We start from the raw sequence: 16144 nt of genomic DNA on the forward strand, positions 1-16144 counted from the left end.
TGCATTAAATATTAATTTGTTAGGTGCATCCCTTCATTGTTATCATTACCCGATTGCCATTCAGGACCTCCTTCTCCCATGACTGCACGATTTATCCACTTACGGGTGCATACCGAGTTTTCCCTCAGCGACGGTTTGGTGCGAATAAAACCGTTGATCAGCTCGATTTCCGGTTCTGGCACACCGGCGGTGGCGGTGACCGACCAGTCCAACCTCTGTGCGCTGGTGAAGTTTTATTCCGGGGCCATGGGGGCGGGTATCAAACCTGTTTGTGGTGCTGACCTCTGGGTGGAAAATCCGACGGACAAGTATGCACCGTCTCGTCTGGTGCTGCTGTGTATGGATGAGCAGGGTTATCACAACCTGACCGAGCTGATCTCCCGGGCGTTTATGGAAAATCAACACCATGAAAAAGCACTGGTTAAACGGGAGTGGATCATGGCTCAGTCAGAGGGCCTGATTGCGCTCTCCGGTGCCAGGGAAGGTGAGATTGGCCGGGCACTGTTATCGGGCAAAAAGCCACTGGCGGGTGAGATATTGCAGGAGTGGATGGAGGCGTTTCCTGATCGCTTCTACCTGGAGCTGCACCGCACCAACCGGGCAGGGGATGAAGAGTGCGTTCATGGTTCCGTGGCTCTGGCGGCAGAATTCAACTGTCCGGTGGTGGCCACCAATGATGTGATGTTTATGACCCGGGATGATTTCGAAGCCCATGAGTCCAGGGTCTGCATCGGCGAAAGTGTGGTTCTGGATGATCCCCGCCGGGAACATCGCTACAGCGAAGAGCAGTACCTGAAGTCTGAAGATGAGATGGTCGAGCTGTTTGCGGATATTCCCGAGGCCCTGGCCAACTCCGTGGCCATTGCCCAGCGCTGTTCCATTAATGTCAAACTGGGTGAGTACTTTCTGCCGGAATATCCCGTGCCAGAAGGGAAAACCATGGATCAGTTTTTCCGTGAATTTTCCCATGACGGCCTGACGGAGCGTCTGGCGTTTCTGTTTGATACCTCGGCACCGGACTTTCCGGAAACCGAAAAAATCTACCGGGAGCGACTGGACTTTGAGCTGAACACCATTTTGCAGATGGGATTCCCCGGGTACTTCCTGATCGTAATGGACTTTATCCAGTGGTCTAAAAATAACGGTATTCCTGTGGGGCCGGGGCGTGGTTCCGGTGCCGGGTCCCTGGTGGCCTATGCCCAGAAAATCACCGATCTGGACCCGATCAAATACGACCTGCTGTTTGAGCGATTCCTGAACCCTGAGCGGGTGTCGATGCCCGACTTTGACGTTGACTTCTGTATGGAAGGGCGGGACCGGGTGATTGATTATGTGGCCCGAACCTATGGACGCAATGCGGTTTCCCAGATCATCACCTTCGGTACCATGGCTGCCAAAGCGGTGGTGCGGGATGTGGCCCGGGTTCAGGGTAAGTCTTATGGTCTGGCGGATCGTCTTTCCAAAATGATCCCCTTTGAAATCGGCATGACCCTCAGTAAGGCCTTTGAACAGGAAGAAGCCATTCGGGAGTTTCTGGAGTCCGATGAAGAGGCGGCGGAAATCTGGGAGATGGCGCTGAAGCTGGAAGGGATCACCCGAAATGTCGGCAAGCACGCCGGTGGTGTGGTGATTGCCCCCACCAAGTTGACGGACTTTGCTCCGCTCTACTGTGATGAGCACGGTAAAGGGGTGGTCACCCAGTATGACAAGAATGATGTGGAATACGCTGGTCTGGTGAAGTTCGACTTTCTGGGCCTGAGAACGCTGACCATTATTGACTGGGCCCTGAAACTGATTAACCCCCGCCGGGCGCAGCGGGGTGAAGAGCCTCTGGCCATTGAAGCCATCGATCTTGAAGATAAAAGCTCCTACGACATGCTGAAGCGGGCGGAAACGACGGCAGTCTTCCAGCTGGAATCCCGTGGGATGAAAGATCTGATCAAGCGTCTCCAGCCCGATTGCTTTGAAGATATTATCGCTTTGGTGGCCCTGTTCCGTCCTGGTCCGCTGCAGTCCGGGATGGTGGACAACTTTATTAACCGTAAGCATGGCCGGGAGGAACTCTCGTTCCCGGATGCCCAGTATCAGCACGAGTGGCTTCAGCCTATTTTGCAGCCCACTTACGGCATTATTCTGTATCAGGAACAGGTGATGCAGATTGCCCAGGTGTTGGCCGGTTATACCCTGGGTGGTGCGGATATGCTGCGCCGGGCCATGGGTAAGAAAAAGCCGGAAGAAATGGCCAAGCAGCGGGCAGTCTTTGAAGAGGGCGCTATCAGCCAGGGGATTGATGGTGAGCTGGCCATGAAGATCTTTGACCTGGTGGAGAAGTTCGCGGGTTACGGCTTTAACAAATCCCACTCGGCGGCCTACGCCCTGGTTTCCTATCAAACATTGTGGTTGAAGGCGCACTATCCATCGGAGTTTATGGCGGCGGTCATGAGTTCCGATATGCAGAATACCGATAAGGTGGTGACCTTTATCGAGGAGTGCCGGGATATGGGGCTGACTGTGTTGCCACCCAGCGTGAACAGCGGCGAATATATGTTCGGCGTGAATGACGATGGCCATATTGTCTATGGACTGGGGGCCATCAAGGGCGTGGGTGAAGGCCCTATTGAGGCGATTGTCCGGGCTCGTAAAGAGGGTGGTCCATTCAAGGACCTGTTTGACTTCTGTGAGCGGGTGGATGCCAAAAGCATCAACAAACGGGTGCTGGAGGCATTGATCAAATCCGGGGCGCTGGATCTGCTTGGGCCGGTCCCACAAAAGCCGCAACAGTTGAATTTCAACCGGGCCGTGCTGGAAGCGAGCCAGCTTGAGGCGATCAAAGCGGCAGATCAGGCGGCCAAGAGCCTGGATTCCGGCCATATGGATATGTTTGGTGCCCTGGTCCCCGCCGGAGAAGAGGCTGTTTACGACACTTATCTGAAAACCAGCGAATGGACGGATAAGGTTCGTCTGGGTGGCGAGAAGGATACCCTTGGGCTTTATCTGACCGGTCACCCTATTGATGAATACGAAAGTGAAATCCGGCACTTTATCCGCAACCGTATCAAAGACCTGCAGCCCGCCCGGGGCGATAGCCAGAATATTGCCGGGCTGGTGGTGGATATGCGGGTGATGAAAAACAAGAAGGGGGACAAAATGGCGTTTGTTACCCTGGATGATCGCACCGGACGGATTGAAGTGTCGGTGTTTGCCGATGTGTTTGGCGAGTATCAACACCTGCTGCATAAAGATGCCGTGCTGGTGGTGGAAGGGGAGGTCACCTTTGATGATTACTCTGGCAGCCTGAAGGTCCGCTCGAAAAAAGTGATGAAAGTGGTGGATGCCCGCAGCCATTATGCCCGTCGCCTGGTTCTTGAGGTTTCCCATGAGCAGATTGATGGTCATTTCGAACGAAAACTGTCGTCCATGTTGGGCGGGCAGCCGGGGCGGCTTCCGGTCAGGATTGATTACCATCGTGACGATGCCCGTGCCAGCCTGATGCTCGGCGAGCAATGGCTGGTGAGCCCCAGTGATGAATTAGTGCTGGAACTCAGGCAGTGGCTTGGCAAAAATGCTGCTAACGTTGAGTATGCCTGAGAAAGTGCTGGTGGATTTGAGGTATGAAATGATCACTTTGAGTCTTGTGCAGCTTTCCTGTTTCGGGAATAAGTCAAACTGGATGGAATAATAAAATCATCTTTCATGGAACTTTCATTGGAATATGAGGTCTGACTTTTCGACCAGGTGAAATTATCTATTTCCCGGTCGCAGACTGCACCGGGCTTCAGGGCTGCCTGAAAGCAAATGGTCATGTACTTAGTGAATTTTTTATGAGAGGAACCTTTTTATGACTCCTGTTAACACTTGGCTAGCAGGGTTGCCGAGACAAGCAATGCAAGAGGCTGTAACAACAGCCGGTCAGGGAAAGTTTGGCCATCTGGACACTACCGTTGTTACTGGCGCTCCTGCCACGATACGTCAGGTGCCTGGTTTTACTTATGATGGCAATATGGCTGAATCACGAAAAAGGCCATTGAGCGACATCTCAGTTACTGAACTGGCAGAAGGGAAACGGGTGAAAACAGGGCCATCCGTCATTGGCAGCAATAATAGTGTCAACATTGCCACGATACCGCCTTATAACTCCCCATTCACATCAGGGGTGTCAGGCAAATATTCATCTGGCCTGACGGGTTCCGTCGTAACTGCCCAAAAAAGGCCAGGGGACTCTATGGGCGATCCGCTACTACTGGCCAGTAAAATTGCCAAAATACTGGCAGAGGAGACTGAGGTTCTGCCAGCCAATAATGAGCAGCTATGCCTCGATACCATTAAAGCGCAGACAGTTGCGGCTGATCTGATATTTCGGAAAATGATAAAGCCGAACATCGAGAATCCTGAATCAACGCCTGTCCCACCGGTGGCATACTTCCGGCGCGCAGATGGGACATTGGACAAGGTGGATTTCACTGAATCCGGCAATACCCTGAAAGAGGTTACCGGAATTACTGTTTTCGAAAACTATTTCTTCAGTGATTATCACCTGAATTGGGGTAGAGGCTGTACCGGGTTGTATGACCCTAATTTAATCTATGCGGGTCAACTTGATAATGGCATGTTTTTCCTCCATGCATTGAAGCCTGAAATGTGTGATCAGCTATTTACACTGGATACCGCTAACCAACAAATCCATTACCTGGGTAATGATGACTTCACACCCGAGTCCGTGAAGCTTGAGGATCATTTTGCCCTCTATTTCGGAACCTCCTATGGCGAGGCAATGGCCGCTTTTGAGCTGGCTTGCAAAGATACCGACATAGCCAAACGCATCAGGCCGCTGCTGGGATGGTCTGACGCTATCGGCATAATGAAAGGGCATCAACCGAGAGTCCTGGGTTTACAGGCAGAAGCCATGGAAATGTCACAGGTAGTTCCCGACCCAGACTGGGAGATGATGGTGGATTGGGATGAATGAATCTTTATCCTGATCCGACGCTGGTAAACAGTCAGCCTGCCTGTCCCGTTGTTCGTGGTCCTGGTCATTTGGGGCAGGCTGGTTTGCCAATGATTTTTTGAACACCAAAAGTGCACAGAATTTACCGGTAGGCCAGCGTTGCATTGGCCGGGACCTGAATGCTCCAATGTTCATGGGGATGATTACACCGGCAGCCTGAAAGTCTGGATAAAAGGAAAATCACCTGTCCTAGAACTTACATTGGGATATGAGGTCTGAGTATATGACCAGATAAAATCTAAATTCTTTTTCTTGCTCACAGGCTGTACCAGTTTTCAAAGTTGACTGAAAAGAAAATGGTCATGTGCTTAGTGAAATTCTTATGAGAGGTGCTTTTTTATGACTCCTGTTACCGCTTGCGAAACAGCTCAAGCAGCGTCAAAGCTTAAATCAGTAACAGCCGATCAGGGAACGTTTAACTACTTGACCACTACCGTTGTTCCCGTGGCTTCTGCCACGATACCACAGCTTGATAACTCCCGGTCCGGATCAGAGTTGTTAAGTAAATATTCACCCAGCCTGGTGGAGTCCGATACCATCATAGCAGCAACAGGTTCGCCTTCACGGGTTTTTCGGAATATGGAAGAACTTAAAATCCAGAACCCCAAATTCATTACTTGCAATATGGTGAAATACTTTCTGTGTGCGGATGGAACACTGGGCCAGGCCAATTTCACCGAATGCGCAGATTTCATCAGGGAGGTTACAGGTGTTTGTGATCTCAATAATTTTTATGAAGGTGAATATCATCAAGATTCAGGAAGAAGGTTTAGAGAGTTGTATTACCCTGACTCAATACATGCAGGTCAACTTGATGATGGTATGTTTTTCCTCAAGATGCTGAGGCCTGACTATTGTGATCAGCTTTTTCAACTGGATGCTCATCACCAAAAAATCGAGTATCGAGGTCCTGATGACATGAGAGTCGGCATTAATACCCACCCTTATTCTCTCTATTGCGGAAAGACCTATGAACAAGCATTGGCAGTTTTTGAACTGGCTTGTAAAGGCTCCGACATAGCGACTTTCATCAGGCCGCTGCTGGGATTTGGGGCTGACGCTTTTGGCACGCTTCTCGAAGCGCAAAAACCGGAAGACCTGGGCTTACAAGCTGAAGTCCCGGAAAGACAGGCTGAAGTCCCAGACTCATACCTGGAGTGGATGGTGAAGGCTGATGAATGTTTAATTTGATACAACTCATAGCAATTCCGCCGTCTGAATATGATCGCGAGCAAGCCATTTTGGACAGCTGGGTAAGGCGGAATGACGAGTAATAGCAGGTCTGTTCTCCACCATTTTTTCTGTCCCGTTGCCCGCAGTAACTTCTGATCATTCGGGGCAGGCTTTTGCGCCAAGGTTTGATGTGGACGCCAAAAGTGCTCACAATTTTCCGGCAGGCTAACGTTGTATTGGCCGGGATCTGAATGTCCTCATGTTCACGCGGCGGAGTTCCTTCCTGCAAATATTGTCCCTTGTTAATTTCACCTTTTCAACAGGTGTTATTTTCTCTTATATGGTTTTTCTACTGCCCTTGAGGGCAACAATACCGTTGATTTGTTTACAGGCGATTACGCTTTTTAACTCGACTTTCTGGCGGTGTTTACGTATTTTGAACCCTATTTACTATCTGGCCATGATAAGTGGACTTCATGAACCCGAATTACCTGGACTTTGAACAGCCAATTGCTGAACTGGAAGCCAAGATAGAAGAGCTTCGACTGGTCAGCAGCGATGCAGAGCTGAATATTACTGAAGAGATTGCCACACTGCAGGATAAGTGTCGCAGTCTGACGGATTCCATTTTCAGCAACCTCTCCTCATGGCAGGTGGCCCAGCTGGCCAGACACCCCAGAAGGCCCTATACGCTGGACTATATTCGCCATATTTTTACCGAGTTTGATGAACTCCATGGCGATCGCCATTTTGCCGATGACCCTTCCATTGTGGGTGGCATGGCCCGACTGGATGGTCGGGCGGTGATGGTGATTGGTCATCAGAAGGGGCGTGAGATCGAAGAAAAAGTACGCCGGAATTTCGGGATGCCCAAACCGGAAGGTTACCGTAAAGCCTGTCGCCTGATGGAAATGGCAGAGCGTTTCAATATGCCCATCCTGACCTTTATTGATACGCCGGGCGCATACCCCGGTATTGGTGCCGAGGAACGTGGGCAGAGTGAGGCGATTGCCTACAACCTGGCGGTTATGTCCCGCTTGAAAGTGCCTGTGATTTCCACGGTGATCGGTGAAGGTGGTTCCGGTGGCGCATTGGCCATTGGGGTTTGTGATCATCTGGTGATGATGGGGTATTCAACCTACTCTGTTATCTCCCCTGAGGGTTGCGCCTCCATTCTCTGGAAAAAAGCCGAGTACGCTTCCACTGCTGCTGAAGCCATGGGGGTAACCGCTGGTCGTTTGCAAGAGCTGGGTCTGGTGGATACCCTGGTGGCAGAGCCATTGGGTGGTGCGCACCGGGATCCTGAAGCAGCGGCTGCCAGTTTGAAAGCAACGCTGGTGGATCAGTTGAACATCCTCTCGGCACTGGACAGCAATACCCTGCTGGAAAATCGTTACCAGAAAATCAGGGATTTTGGGGCGCTTTGATTGCGAAAACGATGGCAAAAACCAGTGCAGAGATCACTTCCTGTCACCCACTCAGCTCTGAGTGGGTGCTTGATCAACTATCTTCAAGCCTGCAGTTACCGGTTTCTGAATGCCCTTTAACGGTGGCATTCAGTGGCGGTGTTGACTCCACTGTTTTACTCCATTTGCTGGCCTGCCTGCGTGACCGGGGAGATATCGCTGAAGTGTGTGCTGTTCATGTTCATCATGGTTTGAGCCGCTACGCTGATCAGTGGGCTGAGCACTGTCAGTCGGTATGTGAACAGTGGCAGATACCCCTGACCATCGCCAGAGTTTCTCTGGAAAATGGCGGCTATGGTCTGGAGCAGGCGGCCAGGGATGCGCGATACCAGGTATTTAGCAATGCCGTGGAAGAGGGTGGCTGTCTGTTGCAGGGGCATCATCGTGATGATCAGGCAGAGACGGTTCTGCTCAGGTTATTCCGCGGGACCGGTGTTGATGGTGTTCGGGGGATTCCTGAAAAAAGGTCCCTGGGTAATGGACTGTTGTTACGGCCCTTACTGAATGTGGCCCGATCATCCATTGAAGATTACGCCCGGGCAAATAACCTCCGATTTATTGAAGATGACAGTAATACAGATGAACGCTTCTCCCGCAACTTTCTCCGTCAGCGACTGATGCCCATGGTGGAAGAGCGCTGGCCGGGTGCGTCGGAACGATTGGTTGAATTTGCCCGGGAAGTGGGGCAGATGAATCAGACCGTTCAGCAACAAACTGCCGAACAGTTGGCCGCTTGTATTGATTATCGCCCGCAATGGCTGCCTGGCCAGCAACCGCTGATTAACCTGACAACTCTGCAATCCCTTGATGTCAGCTCCCGGCGACGTGTGGTTCGCCAATGGTTGAAACTGCAGGGAATACAACCCCCTTCAAGAGAAACCCTTGAACAGACCTTTGATGAAGTGATTGAGGCTCGAATCGACGCCGAGCCTTTGCTGAAAGTTTCAACTCGCTTTACCCTGACTCGCTACCAACAAATGCTGGTGGTGTTGGATGAAGAAGTGAACCTGCTGGCATTTGAACCCATGATCTGGGACTGGCAGAAAGAGCCAATAGTGGTGTTGGGAGACCGGTCGCTGATCTGCAGTGCCGAACAGGAGCACAATGGTAGCGCCATACGACTGCCACAAAAAACCTTACTGTTGAAACGCCGTTGCCATATATCCGGCGATGAAAAGTTTGCCATTGCCGGTCGGCGAGGTCGCAAAACCCTGAAAAAATGGCTGCAGGACTATAACGTGCCACCGTGGCTGAGAGAATATCTGCCCCTGGTTTTTGATGGTGATCAAATGGTGGCGGCTCCCGGTCTTTGGGTATGTGATGGTTATTATGCCAACGAGGGTGATGGTTTAGCTCTCCATTGGTAAGAGCCTCCCGGGAGCCTGTCGGGTTCGTCACCCTCTGGTATGAAAGATTTGCCACGGAGACACAGAGGTAAAACTTTATCTTGTCTCCGTGCCTCTGTGTCTCCGTGGCAATTTTTCTTTCACGACATGGACACAGGGAGCACGAAGGAAAAGAAAATCTCTTCTTTGTGCTCTTTGTGTCCTTCGTGGTTCCATCCAAAGCCATTGATAATGCTTAATGTCCACCCTAAGAATGGGTATTAGCCCTTTTCTGCGATCATGCAGGCAGGCGTTGGTATTTCAGAGGTACACAGTAGTAAAATTGTCCTTCTCCATCTGCAATTTCAATTCCTGCCATTTCACCTCGGTCGAAATGAGTTTGTATTTTTTATACTTATCAATCAGTATGTCGAAAGAATTATATTCCCAATAGTCATTACCAATATGGAGGTTTGCCGACCAACATCCATAATCATCTAAAATCGTAAAGATCGTTTTCTCTTTTTCCACCGCCACTTTAATTCTGGCGTCCGTTTTACCGTTCAAAGACACTCCAGGATGCATACCAATAGAACCAGAACCTTCTTTGGTTGCTTGAATATCGATGACGACCTCCAATAACTTTTCAAAATCCATACATCCGACAACAGAATGGTTAACAAGATCGCTTTCAAATTTAATAAATACAGATGGGTGATATTTTTTCTCCAGATGAGCCGCCCAGGCTTCCGGATTCAGATTGATGGTCTTTTTTTGAGGAGCATGCATTTGAATGGCAAAGTTCGAGCGACCAGTATGCTCTTCAGGACCATTGGATTCCTGGCTTGAAAGCTGGGGCAGACTTTTATGAACAGAAACGACGTGGCCGCCTAATGATGCCGCGCTTTTCTTTTCTTGAGCTAATCCGTCATGAGCTAATCCGGCAGTTGTATTGCCAATGGAACCGGGCTGGTCAATATTGTTAGTATTAGTAGTTATATTCATTGATAAACTCCTTTTCGTTGCTCGCGTTTATATAAATCTATGTAAATAAAAGCTTTTTAGCTTTTTAGCTTTTTAGCTTTTTAGCTTTTTAGCTTTTGATTTCCAATTTATAATTAATTATAAAAATTAAGATTTTGTTTTTAGACAAGCAAATTAACTGAAAGTTTAATTTTTATTCTGATTCCTTTTCTTTTAAATCCGATCTTTGGGTGTGTGATGGCTATTATGCCAGCGAGAGCGATGGTTTAACTCTCCACTGGTAATAGCCATCCGCCTTTATTTTATGGGTTAATGTCGTTTGAGTTACCGTTTTCTAATGTTTCCAATGCCCGCAAACGTTCTCTATGGTCTGTGAAATAGCGCCTGTTTTCAGCAACCCGGGACACCCTCTCAGCTTCGTATGGATTTTGTAATTCGTTGAAATCAATCACGGGGTTCCGGTCATTGAGAACATTTTGAGGGACTGGCAAAACGTCAGAGTCCTGATAGTGACGCCATAAATCCTTTCGGCGAATCGTGGTAAAACTCTGTTTCTTTGCTTTGTAATTTTCCAGACAGTTGCTAGTGTCAATATCCTCTTGTTGCTTGAAACTATCGATCATTTTTTTGGTTACTGTGGCCAGTTGGCGCTGGTGACTGTGGGATAATTTATCCCAGAGCCCGGGCATCTGGGCGGCAAAAGCACGAAATTCAATGAGTATCTCTTGTATCAGCTCTTTACTTCCGGGCTCAGAGTAGCTGGCATTTACCACTTGTTGTAAACAGGTCAAACGCTTCTTCAATGCGCTCTTACCGATACTGCCTGCCCACTTTTTTTGACTGAACGCTTTATGTTCATCCACGAGATCTGAGAGTATGGCTTTTTTCAAGGTATCCCGGTGTTCAGTGATATTGTTTTGCACCAGCTGAATTTTTTTCTGCAGGGACAGACTTTTTAGTAAGCCGTAGACGTTACTTGGGTCAAGGACGTAATCAGAGCGATCGCTTTCGTCAGGTTGTTTGGATAGATTGGTAAACATGTGTTTCGTCGGCGAAAGAATGGAGGTCAGTGTACCAATCTGATGTTTTTTGGGTCCGTACGTTCCGACAATGGGCAGGCTATTTCTTGGTAGCGGTAGATCTTCGTAGTTATAAACGACGGTAAATCTTTTTTCAGGCCACTTATTCTGCAATTTTTTTGCCTGTTTTTTTGCTGCTTTTACCAGCTTGTCCCCGGATGATCTGTTCATAGTGCGGATGTAGTTCTCTACTACCGTTTTCTTCGCACGTCCGCTGAGGTTTGCAGCAAGATCTTTTTCTGGGTAAAACAGGTCTTCCCTGACCGGGTTTGGCCCCACGATGTAGCTTCTGACTCCGCTGTTGGCAGACCGGAATAAATCACAGGGCTTCAGGGTGCGTACACAGGTGGGGTTATTATCCAGAAAAATAATGGTTTTGTCTTTGAAGTGATCAACTAACGTGACGTTGCTATCCGCTGGTACTTCGGGCGCGGGCAATGGTGAAGTGTCGGTTTCGACAGCCGGATGGGGTGGATGCCCTTCCGTTTCCCCGGATTGCGGCTCATGGTACAGGCTTATCCCGTTGTTGAGCGAGCTGTTCCAGGTGGCAAAAGTCAGTCCAAGCCGATCGGCCAGAGTTTTCCATTGATTCCATTCTGGCAAAGAAGTGTCGGCGTTGGTAACTAACAGAAAGTCTGCATCAGGATTGTACTGGTAACCTTCGGCAAGCTGAACTTCAAATACTCTTCGGTGTACCACTTCTGACAGCCGGGGATCTGTCGGGCAATCCAAACGTCCCAGTTCGAGTTCTGCGAATAGTGTCACTTTTGAGTAAAGGGGTTGTGCAGGATTGTTGAATGCGATCGAACCTGAAAGTCCGCCCTGGCCATAGGGAGGCAGGTCATCGATCGATTTCGTGAGCCCCTGATTGCCGCTGAAGGCTGCTCCATCTCTGCTGTAAAAAGTAACGTCTTCGCTTCTTGTCTGGTCATTATTGGTATCTGCTTTAAAGTTCAATTTGAGCAATCTCTGTTGGCTGCCCTGCAAACCAAGGGCTTTCGGAGAAATATTGTTCACTTTTACGCACAGCAAAGCTTCTTCAGTGCGGCTGATTGATCTGTTCCCTTCTATCGCATCGATATTCGCTGGAAATCTTACGGGAAAGCTTATTTTCTGTGAGGCTACTTTTGAGAACTGTCGCTCAATCCGTCCGACAGTGGCGCTAAAGTTGGCGATACCCGTTTCATTCAGGGGCTCACCGGTGGGTATGGTTGGAGGCCTGTTAATGGTAAATTCCAGGCTTTCCTGCGGGTGAACTGTCTTGCCAGACGGTATCTCGAAAGGGAGATTGAAAACAGAACCGGGGTTGATGCTGACCCATTTATTACCCACGAGGCTCATTCTGATTGGTTGTGTATTTGGTGTTGGCATGTAACCAGTATTAGTGACGGAGAGATCAACAGAGACCGCTTTGCCGGGTTCGAAAAAACCATCGTCGCCGGGGTTATTTAGCCGCAGTCTGTAGTCAGTAACGGACAGGTCATAAGGCCCGGGATACTGATTATGGCCCACAGCGATATGAAAACTGCCAGGGTTTCCGCGACGTCCATCAGGGGCGTTTCGCCCGTCTTGTCCCGGGGGACCGCAGTGGCCACGATGTCCTCCCGGAGTAACATGTAATGTACGGGTGCTTCGGGTCTGCCCGCTTGAGGTGGTGTAGCTACTGGTATCGGTATACCAGCATGAATCCCCGCCTTCTCCTCCGTCTCCTCCCGGGCCTCCGTTTCCACCTCTTCCCCCCATTCCCCTGGCACCACCCCGAACGTCAGGGATGTTGGTTAGCATGAGCAGATCGGTTTGCGAAGGTGCTAATGTAAGGGTTACTTCGCCGCCATTGCCACCATCGCCACCTCGTGCGCCATCGCCACCCTTGCCTCCGGGGCCGCCTTGACCTCCGTTTTCACCCAGCCGATATCGGGTGGCGTTTCTTCCCTTGCGCCCGGTTAGCCCTTTGCCCCCATCACCGCCGTTGCCACCATCGCCCGCATCACCGCCCCGGGCTTCAAGAATGATTGATACTTTTCTATTGGACAGATCGAACGTATGTGACGCCTGGTTCCCTTGCGCAAAAACTATGCCATTGTAGGTTGATAATGCAACATTCAATGCGGGGGCATTTTGGCCGCATTTTCCCCGGGTGCCGTGCTGCCCCGGATGACCGCCGAATTCACCGTTTGCACCGCAGGCTCCATTTTGGCCCGTGGCTCCGTGGGTGGCGTAACGTATTATATTCGTGTCTTCAAATTGTGGGGGATACATAAATCAACCTCAGCGAAATTATGAGTGTTTGTGCTATTGCTGCTTTGACCATAAACTGTCGGTTTTTTATCCCCGGCGCTGATAAATGAGTGTTAGTGGTTCGGATATCAGAGTGAGTGATCGCCCCGGTAATTGGCACGAGTCATTCTGTAAGGCATTGGTTGCGCGGGTATTGTATTGATGTAATAACGGTTTTACGTTTACAGCCGGTTTTGGTATCCTGATATCCCATCTTGAGACTCTCTTTTCACCCCGCTTTAATTATTTTCACAGCAGGTAAGCATGACGCGTTATATTTTCGTCACCGGCGGTGTTGTTTCCTCGTTAGGCAAAGGCATCGCATCGGCATCTCTCGCCGCCATTCTTGAGGCACGTGGTCTCAAGGTGACGATGCTCAAGTTGGACCCTTATATCAACGTCGATCCGGGTACCATGAGCCCTTTCCAGCATGGCGAGGTTTTCGTTACCGAAGATGGTGCCGAGACTGACCTGGACCTGGGGCATTACGAGCGTTTTATCCGTACCACCATGAAGCAGGGTAACAACTTTACCTCTGGCCGGATTTACCAGGATGTTCTGCGTAAAGAGCGTCGTGGCGACTATCTGGGTGGTACGGTACAGGTTATTCCCCACATCACCGATGAGATCAAGCGCCGGGTGGTTAATGGTGCGGGCGATGCGGACATCGCCCTGGTGGAAGTGGGTGGTACTGTTGGTGATATCGAATCCCAGCCATTTCTGGAAGCCATTCGCCAGCTCAAGGTGGAGCTGGGATCTCAACGTGCCATGCTGATGCACCTGACCCTGGTGCCTTACATCAAAACCGCCGGTGAGACCAAAACCAAACCAACCCAGCACTCCGTTAAGGAGCTGCGCTCGATTGGTCTTCAGCCGGATATTCTGGTATGTCGCAGCGAACAGTACATTGATGCCTCGGCCCGCCGCAAGATTGCACTGTTTACCAACGTAGAAGAGCGTGCGGTTATCTCCCTGGAAGATGCGGACAGCATTTACAAAATTCCGCGGATGTTGCACGAGCAGGGTCTGGATCAGATCATTGTGGATCGCTTCAACCTGGGCTGTCAGCCAGCGGATCTCTCTGAGTGGGACGATGTGGTGGATCGTGAGTTTAACTACTCCGAAGAGATCACCATCGCCATGGTGGGCAAGTACATGGAACTGCTGGATGCCTATAAGTCGCTGATTGAGGCGATCAAGCATGCCGGTCTGAAAACCCGTACCAAGGTTAATATTCGTTATATTGACTCTGAAACCATCGAGCAGGATGGTCTTTCTGCCCTGGAAGGGGTGTCTGCTATTCTGGTGCCCGGTGGCTTTGGTCACCGTGGTGTGGAAGGCAAGATCCAGACCGTGCGCTATGCCCGTGAGAACAAGATTCCTTTCCTGGGTATCTGTCTTGGCATGCAGGTGGCGGTCATTGAGTATGCTCGCCATGTTGCCGGTCTGGCAGGGGCAAACAGTACGGAATTTGATCGTCAGGCGGACCATCCGGTGGTTGGTCTTATTACTGAGTGGATCGACGCTGACGGTATGGTTGAAAAGCGCGACGAAGGTTCTGATCTGGGCGGCACCATGCGTCTGGGTGCCCAGAACTGTAACCTGGTTGCCGGTACACTCTCCCGTGAAGCCTATGGTCAGGATGTTATTACCGAGCGCCACCGTCATCGTTATGAAGTGAATAACCATTACGTTGAGGCACTGGAAGACGCTGGTCTTGTTATTGCCGGTCGCTCAGAAGACAACAGTCTGGTGGAGATCGTTGAGGTTGCCGATCATCCATGGTTTGTCGCCTGTCAATTCCATCCGGAATTTACCTCAACGCCCCGGGATGGCCATGGCCTGTTTTCTGCCTTTATTCATGCAGCGCAGGCTTTTAAGCACGCTTCTCACTGAAGCCAATCGTTGATACCTGCTTTTGCAGGTTTTTTTCTGGAACGCCTGAAGGAACGTTTGTGAAAAGCAAAATTGTTGATGTCAATGGCATTCAGGTCGCTAATGACCTGCCGTTTGTCCTGTTTGCCGGGATGAACGTGCTGGAATCAAGAGACCTGGCCATGAAAGTGGCGGAAGAGTATGTACGGGTTACCGAAAAACTCGGTATTCCATATATCTTCAAGGCTTCCTTTGATAAGGCTAACCGTTCGTCAATCGCTTCCTACCGTGGTCCGGGCATTGATGAGGGGTTAAAGATTTTTCAGGAGCTGAAAGCGACCTTTGGCTTTCCGGTGATTACTGATGTCCATGAACCTCATCAGTGCCAGTCTGTGGCGGAAGTGGTGGATGTGATTCAGTTGCCAGCGTTTCTGGCCCGCCAGACGGACCTGGTAGAAGCCATGGCCAAAACCGGTGCGGTCATTAACATCAAGAAGCCGCAGTTTCTCGGCCCCGGCCAGATGGGGAATATTACCGATAAATTCCGTGAAGCCGGCAATGACCGTTTGATCCTCTGTGAGCGTGGTGTGAACTTTGGCTATGACAACCTGGTGGTCGATATGCTTGGCTTTCATACCATGAAGCAGGTGAGCGGCGGTGCTCCGGTTATCTTCGATGTGACTCATTCGCTGCAGTGCCGTGATCCAATGGGGTCCGCGTCCGGTGGCCGCCGCCACCAGGTGACTGAACTGGCCCGTGCCGGTATGGCGGTTGGCCTGGCAGGACTGTTCCTCGAGGCTCATCCTGATCCTGATAATGCCCGCTGTGATGGCCCTTCAGCACTCCGTCTGTCTATGCTTGAGTCCTTCCTGACTCAGATGAAAGCACTGGATGAGCTGGTTAAATCATTTGAAGCACTGAATACTCACTAAGTTCTGCTGTTTTACTCAGTTCCTCCTG

Annotated in this window: 9 protein-coding genes; 7 read left to right on the forward strand and 2 right to left on the reverse strand. The window is 50.3% G+C overall.

All coding sequences use genetic code 11. The features are described from left to right. The first annotated feature begins 78 nt into the window (after positions 1-78). The 5 genes from dnaE to tilS all read left to right on the forward strand — a co-directional run bounded on the left by dnaE (position 79) and on the right by tilS (position 9011). Positions 79-3588 carry a DNA polymerase III subunit alpha gene (gene dnaE, locus J7439_RS02210; RefSeq protein ID WP_209200055.1) on the forward strand — a complete coding sequence of 1170 codons (3510 nt, stop codon included), beginning with the start codon at positions 79-81 and terminating at the stop codon, positions 3586-3588. Positions 3589-3883: 295 nt separating this feature from the next. Continuing rightward, on the forward strand, positions 3884-4966 hold the full coding sequence (locus J7439_RS02215; RefSeq protein ID WP_209200056.1) for a hypothetical protein: 1083 nt from the start codon (positions 3884-3886) through the stop codon (positions 4964-4966). A gap of 378 nt (positions 4967-5344) precedes the next feature. Further along, positions 5345-6196: a hypothetical protein gene (locus tag J7439_RS02220; RefSeq protein ID WP_209200057.1), complete on the forward strand. Its 852-nt coding sequence runs from the start codon at positions 5345-5347 to the stop codon at positions 6194-6196. 458 nt (positions 6197-6654) lie between these two features. Beyond that, a complete protein-coding gene (gene accA / locus J7439_RS02225; RefSeq protein ID WP_209200058.1) occupies positions 6655-7605 on the forward strand; it encodes an acetyl-CoA carboxylase carboxyl transferase subunit alpha in 951 nt (316 codons plus the stop codon). Further along, positions 7602-9011, forward strand: a complete 1410-nt coding sequence (gene tilS / locus J7439_RS02230) for a tRNA lysidine(34) synthetase TilS (protein ID WP_209200059.1) — start codon at positions 7602-7604, stop codon at positions 9009-9011. Before accA ends, tilS begins: the two co-directional genes overlap by 4 nt. A 279-nt stretch (positions 9012-9290) precedes the next feature. Here tilS and J7439_RS02235 read toward each other — a convergent pair whose 3' ends face one another. Together J7439_RS02235 and J7439_RS26250 are read right to left on the reverse strand one after the other, a co-directional pair. Next, positions 9291-9974, reverse strand: coding sequence for a hypothetical protein (locus tag J7439_RS02235; RefSeq protein WP_209200060.1), 684 nt, complete (start codon positions 9972-9974; stop codon positions 9291-9293). Positions 9975-10255: 281 nt separating this feature from the next. Continuing rightward, the gene (locus J7439_RS26250) at positions 10256-13291 is read right to left on the reverse strand and encodes a collagen-like triple helix repeat-containing protein (RefSeq protein ID WP_286198144.1); all 3036 of its coding nucleotides are present in this window, start codon (positions 13289-13291) and stop codon (positions 10256-10258) included. Positions 13292-13573: 282 nt separating this feature from the next. Between J7439_RS26250 and pyrG the strand changes: the two genes are divergently transcribed. Together pyrG and kdsA are read left to right on the forward strand one after the other, a co-directional pair. Next, positions 13574-15205 carry a CTP synthase gene (gene pyrG, locus J7439_RS02245; protein WP_209200061.1) on the forward strand — a complete coding sequence of 544 codons (1632 nt, stop codon included), beginning with the start codon at positions 13574-13576 and terminating at the stop codon, positions 15203-15205. A 59-nt stretch (positions 15206-15264) separates the two neighbouring features. Continuing rightward, positions 15265-16116: a 3-deoxy-8-phosphooctulonate synthase gene (kdsA, locus tag J7439_RS02250; RefSeq protein ID WP_209200062.1), complete on the forward strand. Its 852-nt coding sequence runs from the start codon at positions 15265-15267 to the stop codon at positions 16114-16116. Positions 16117-16144 lie beyond the last annotated feature (28 nt).

Origin of the sequence: Salinisphaera sp. G21_0, assembly GCF_017744115.1 — a bacterium.
Lineage (GTDB): Bacteria > Pseudomonadota > Gammaproteobacteria > Pseudomonadales > Endozoicomonadaceae > Endozoicomonas.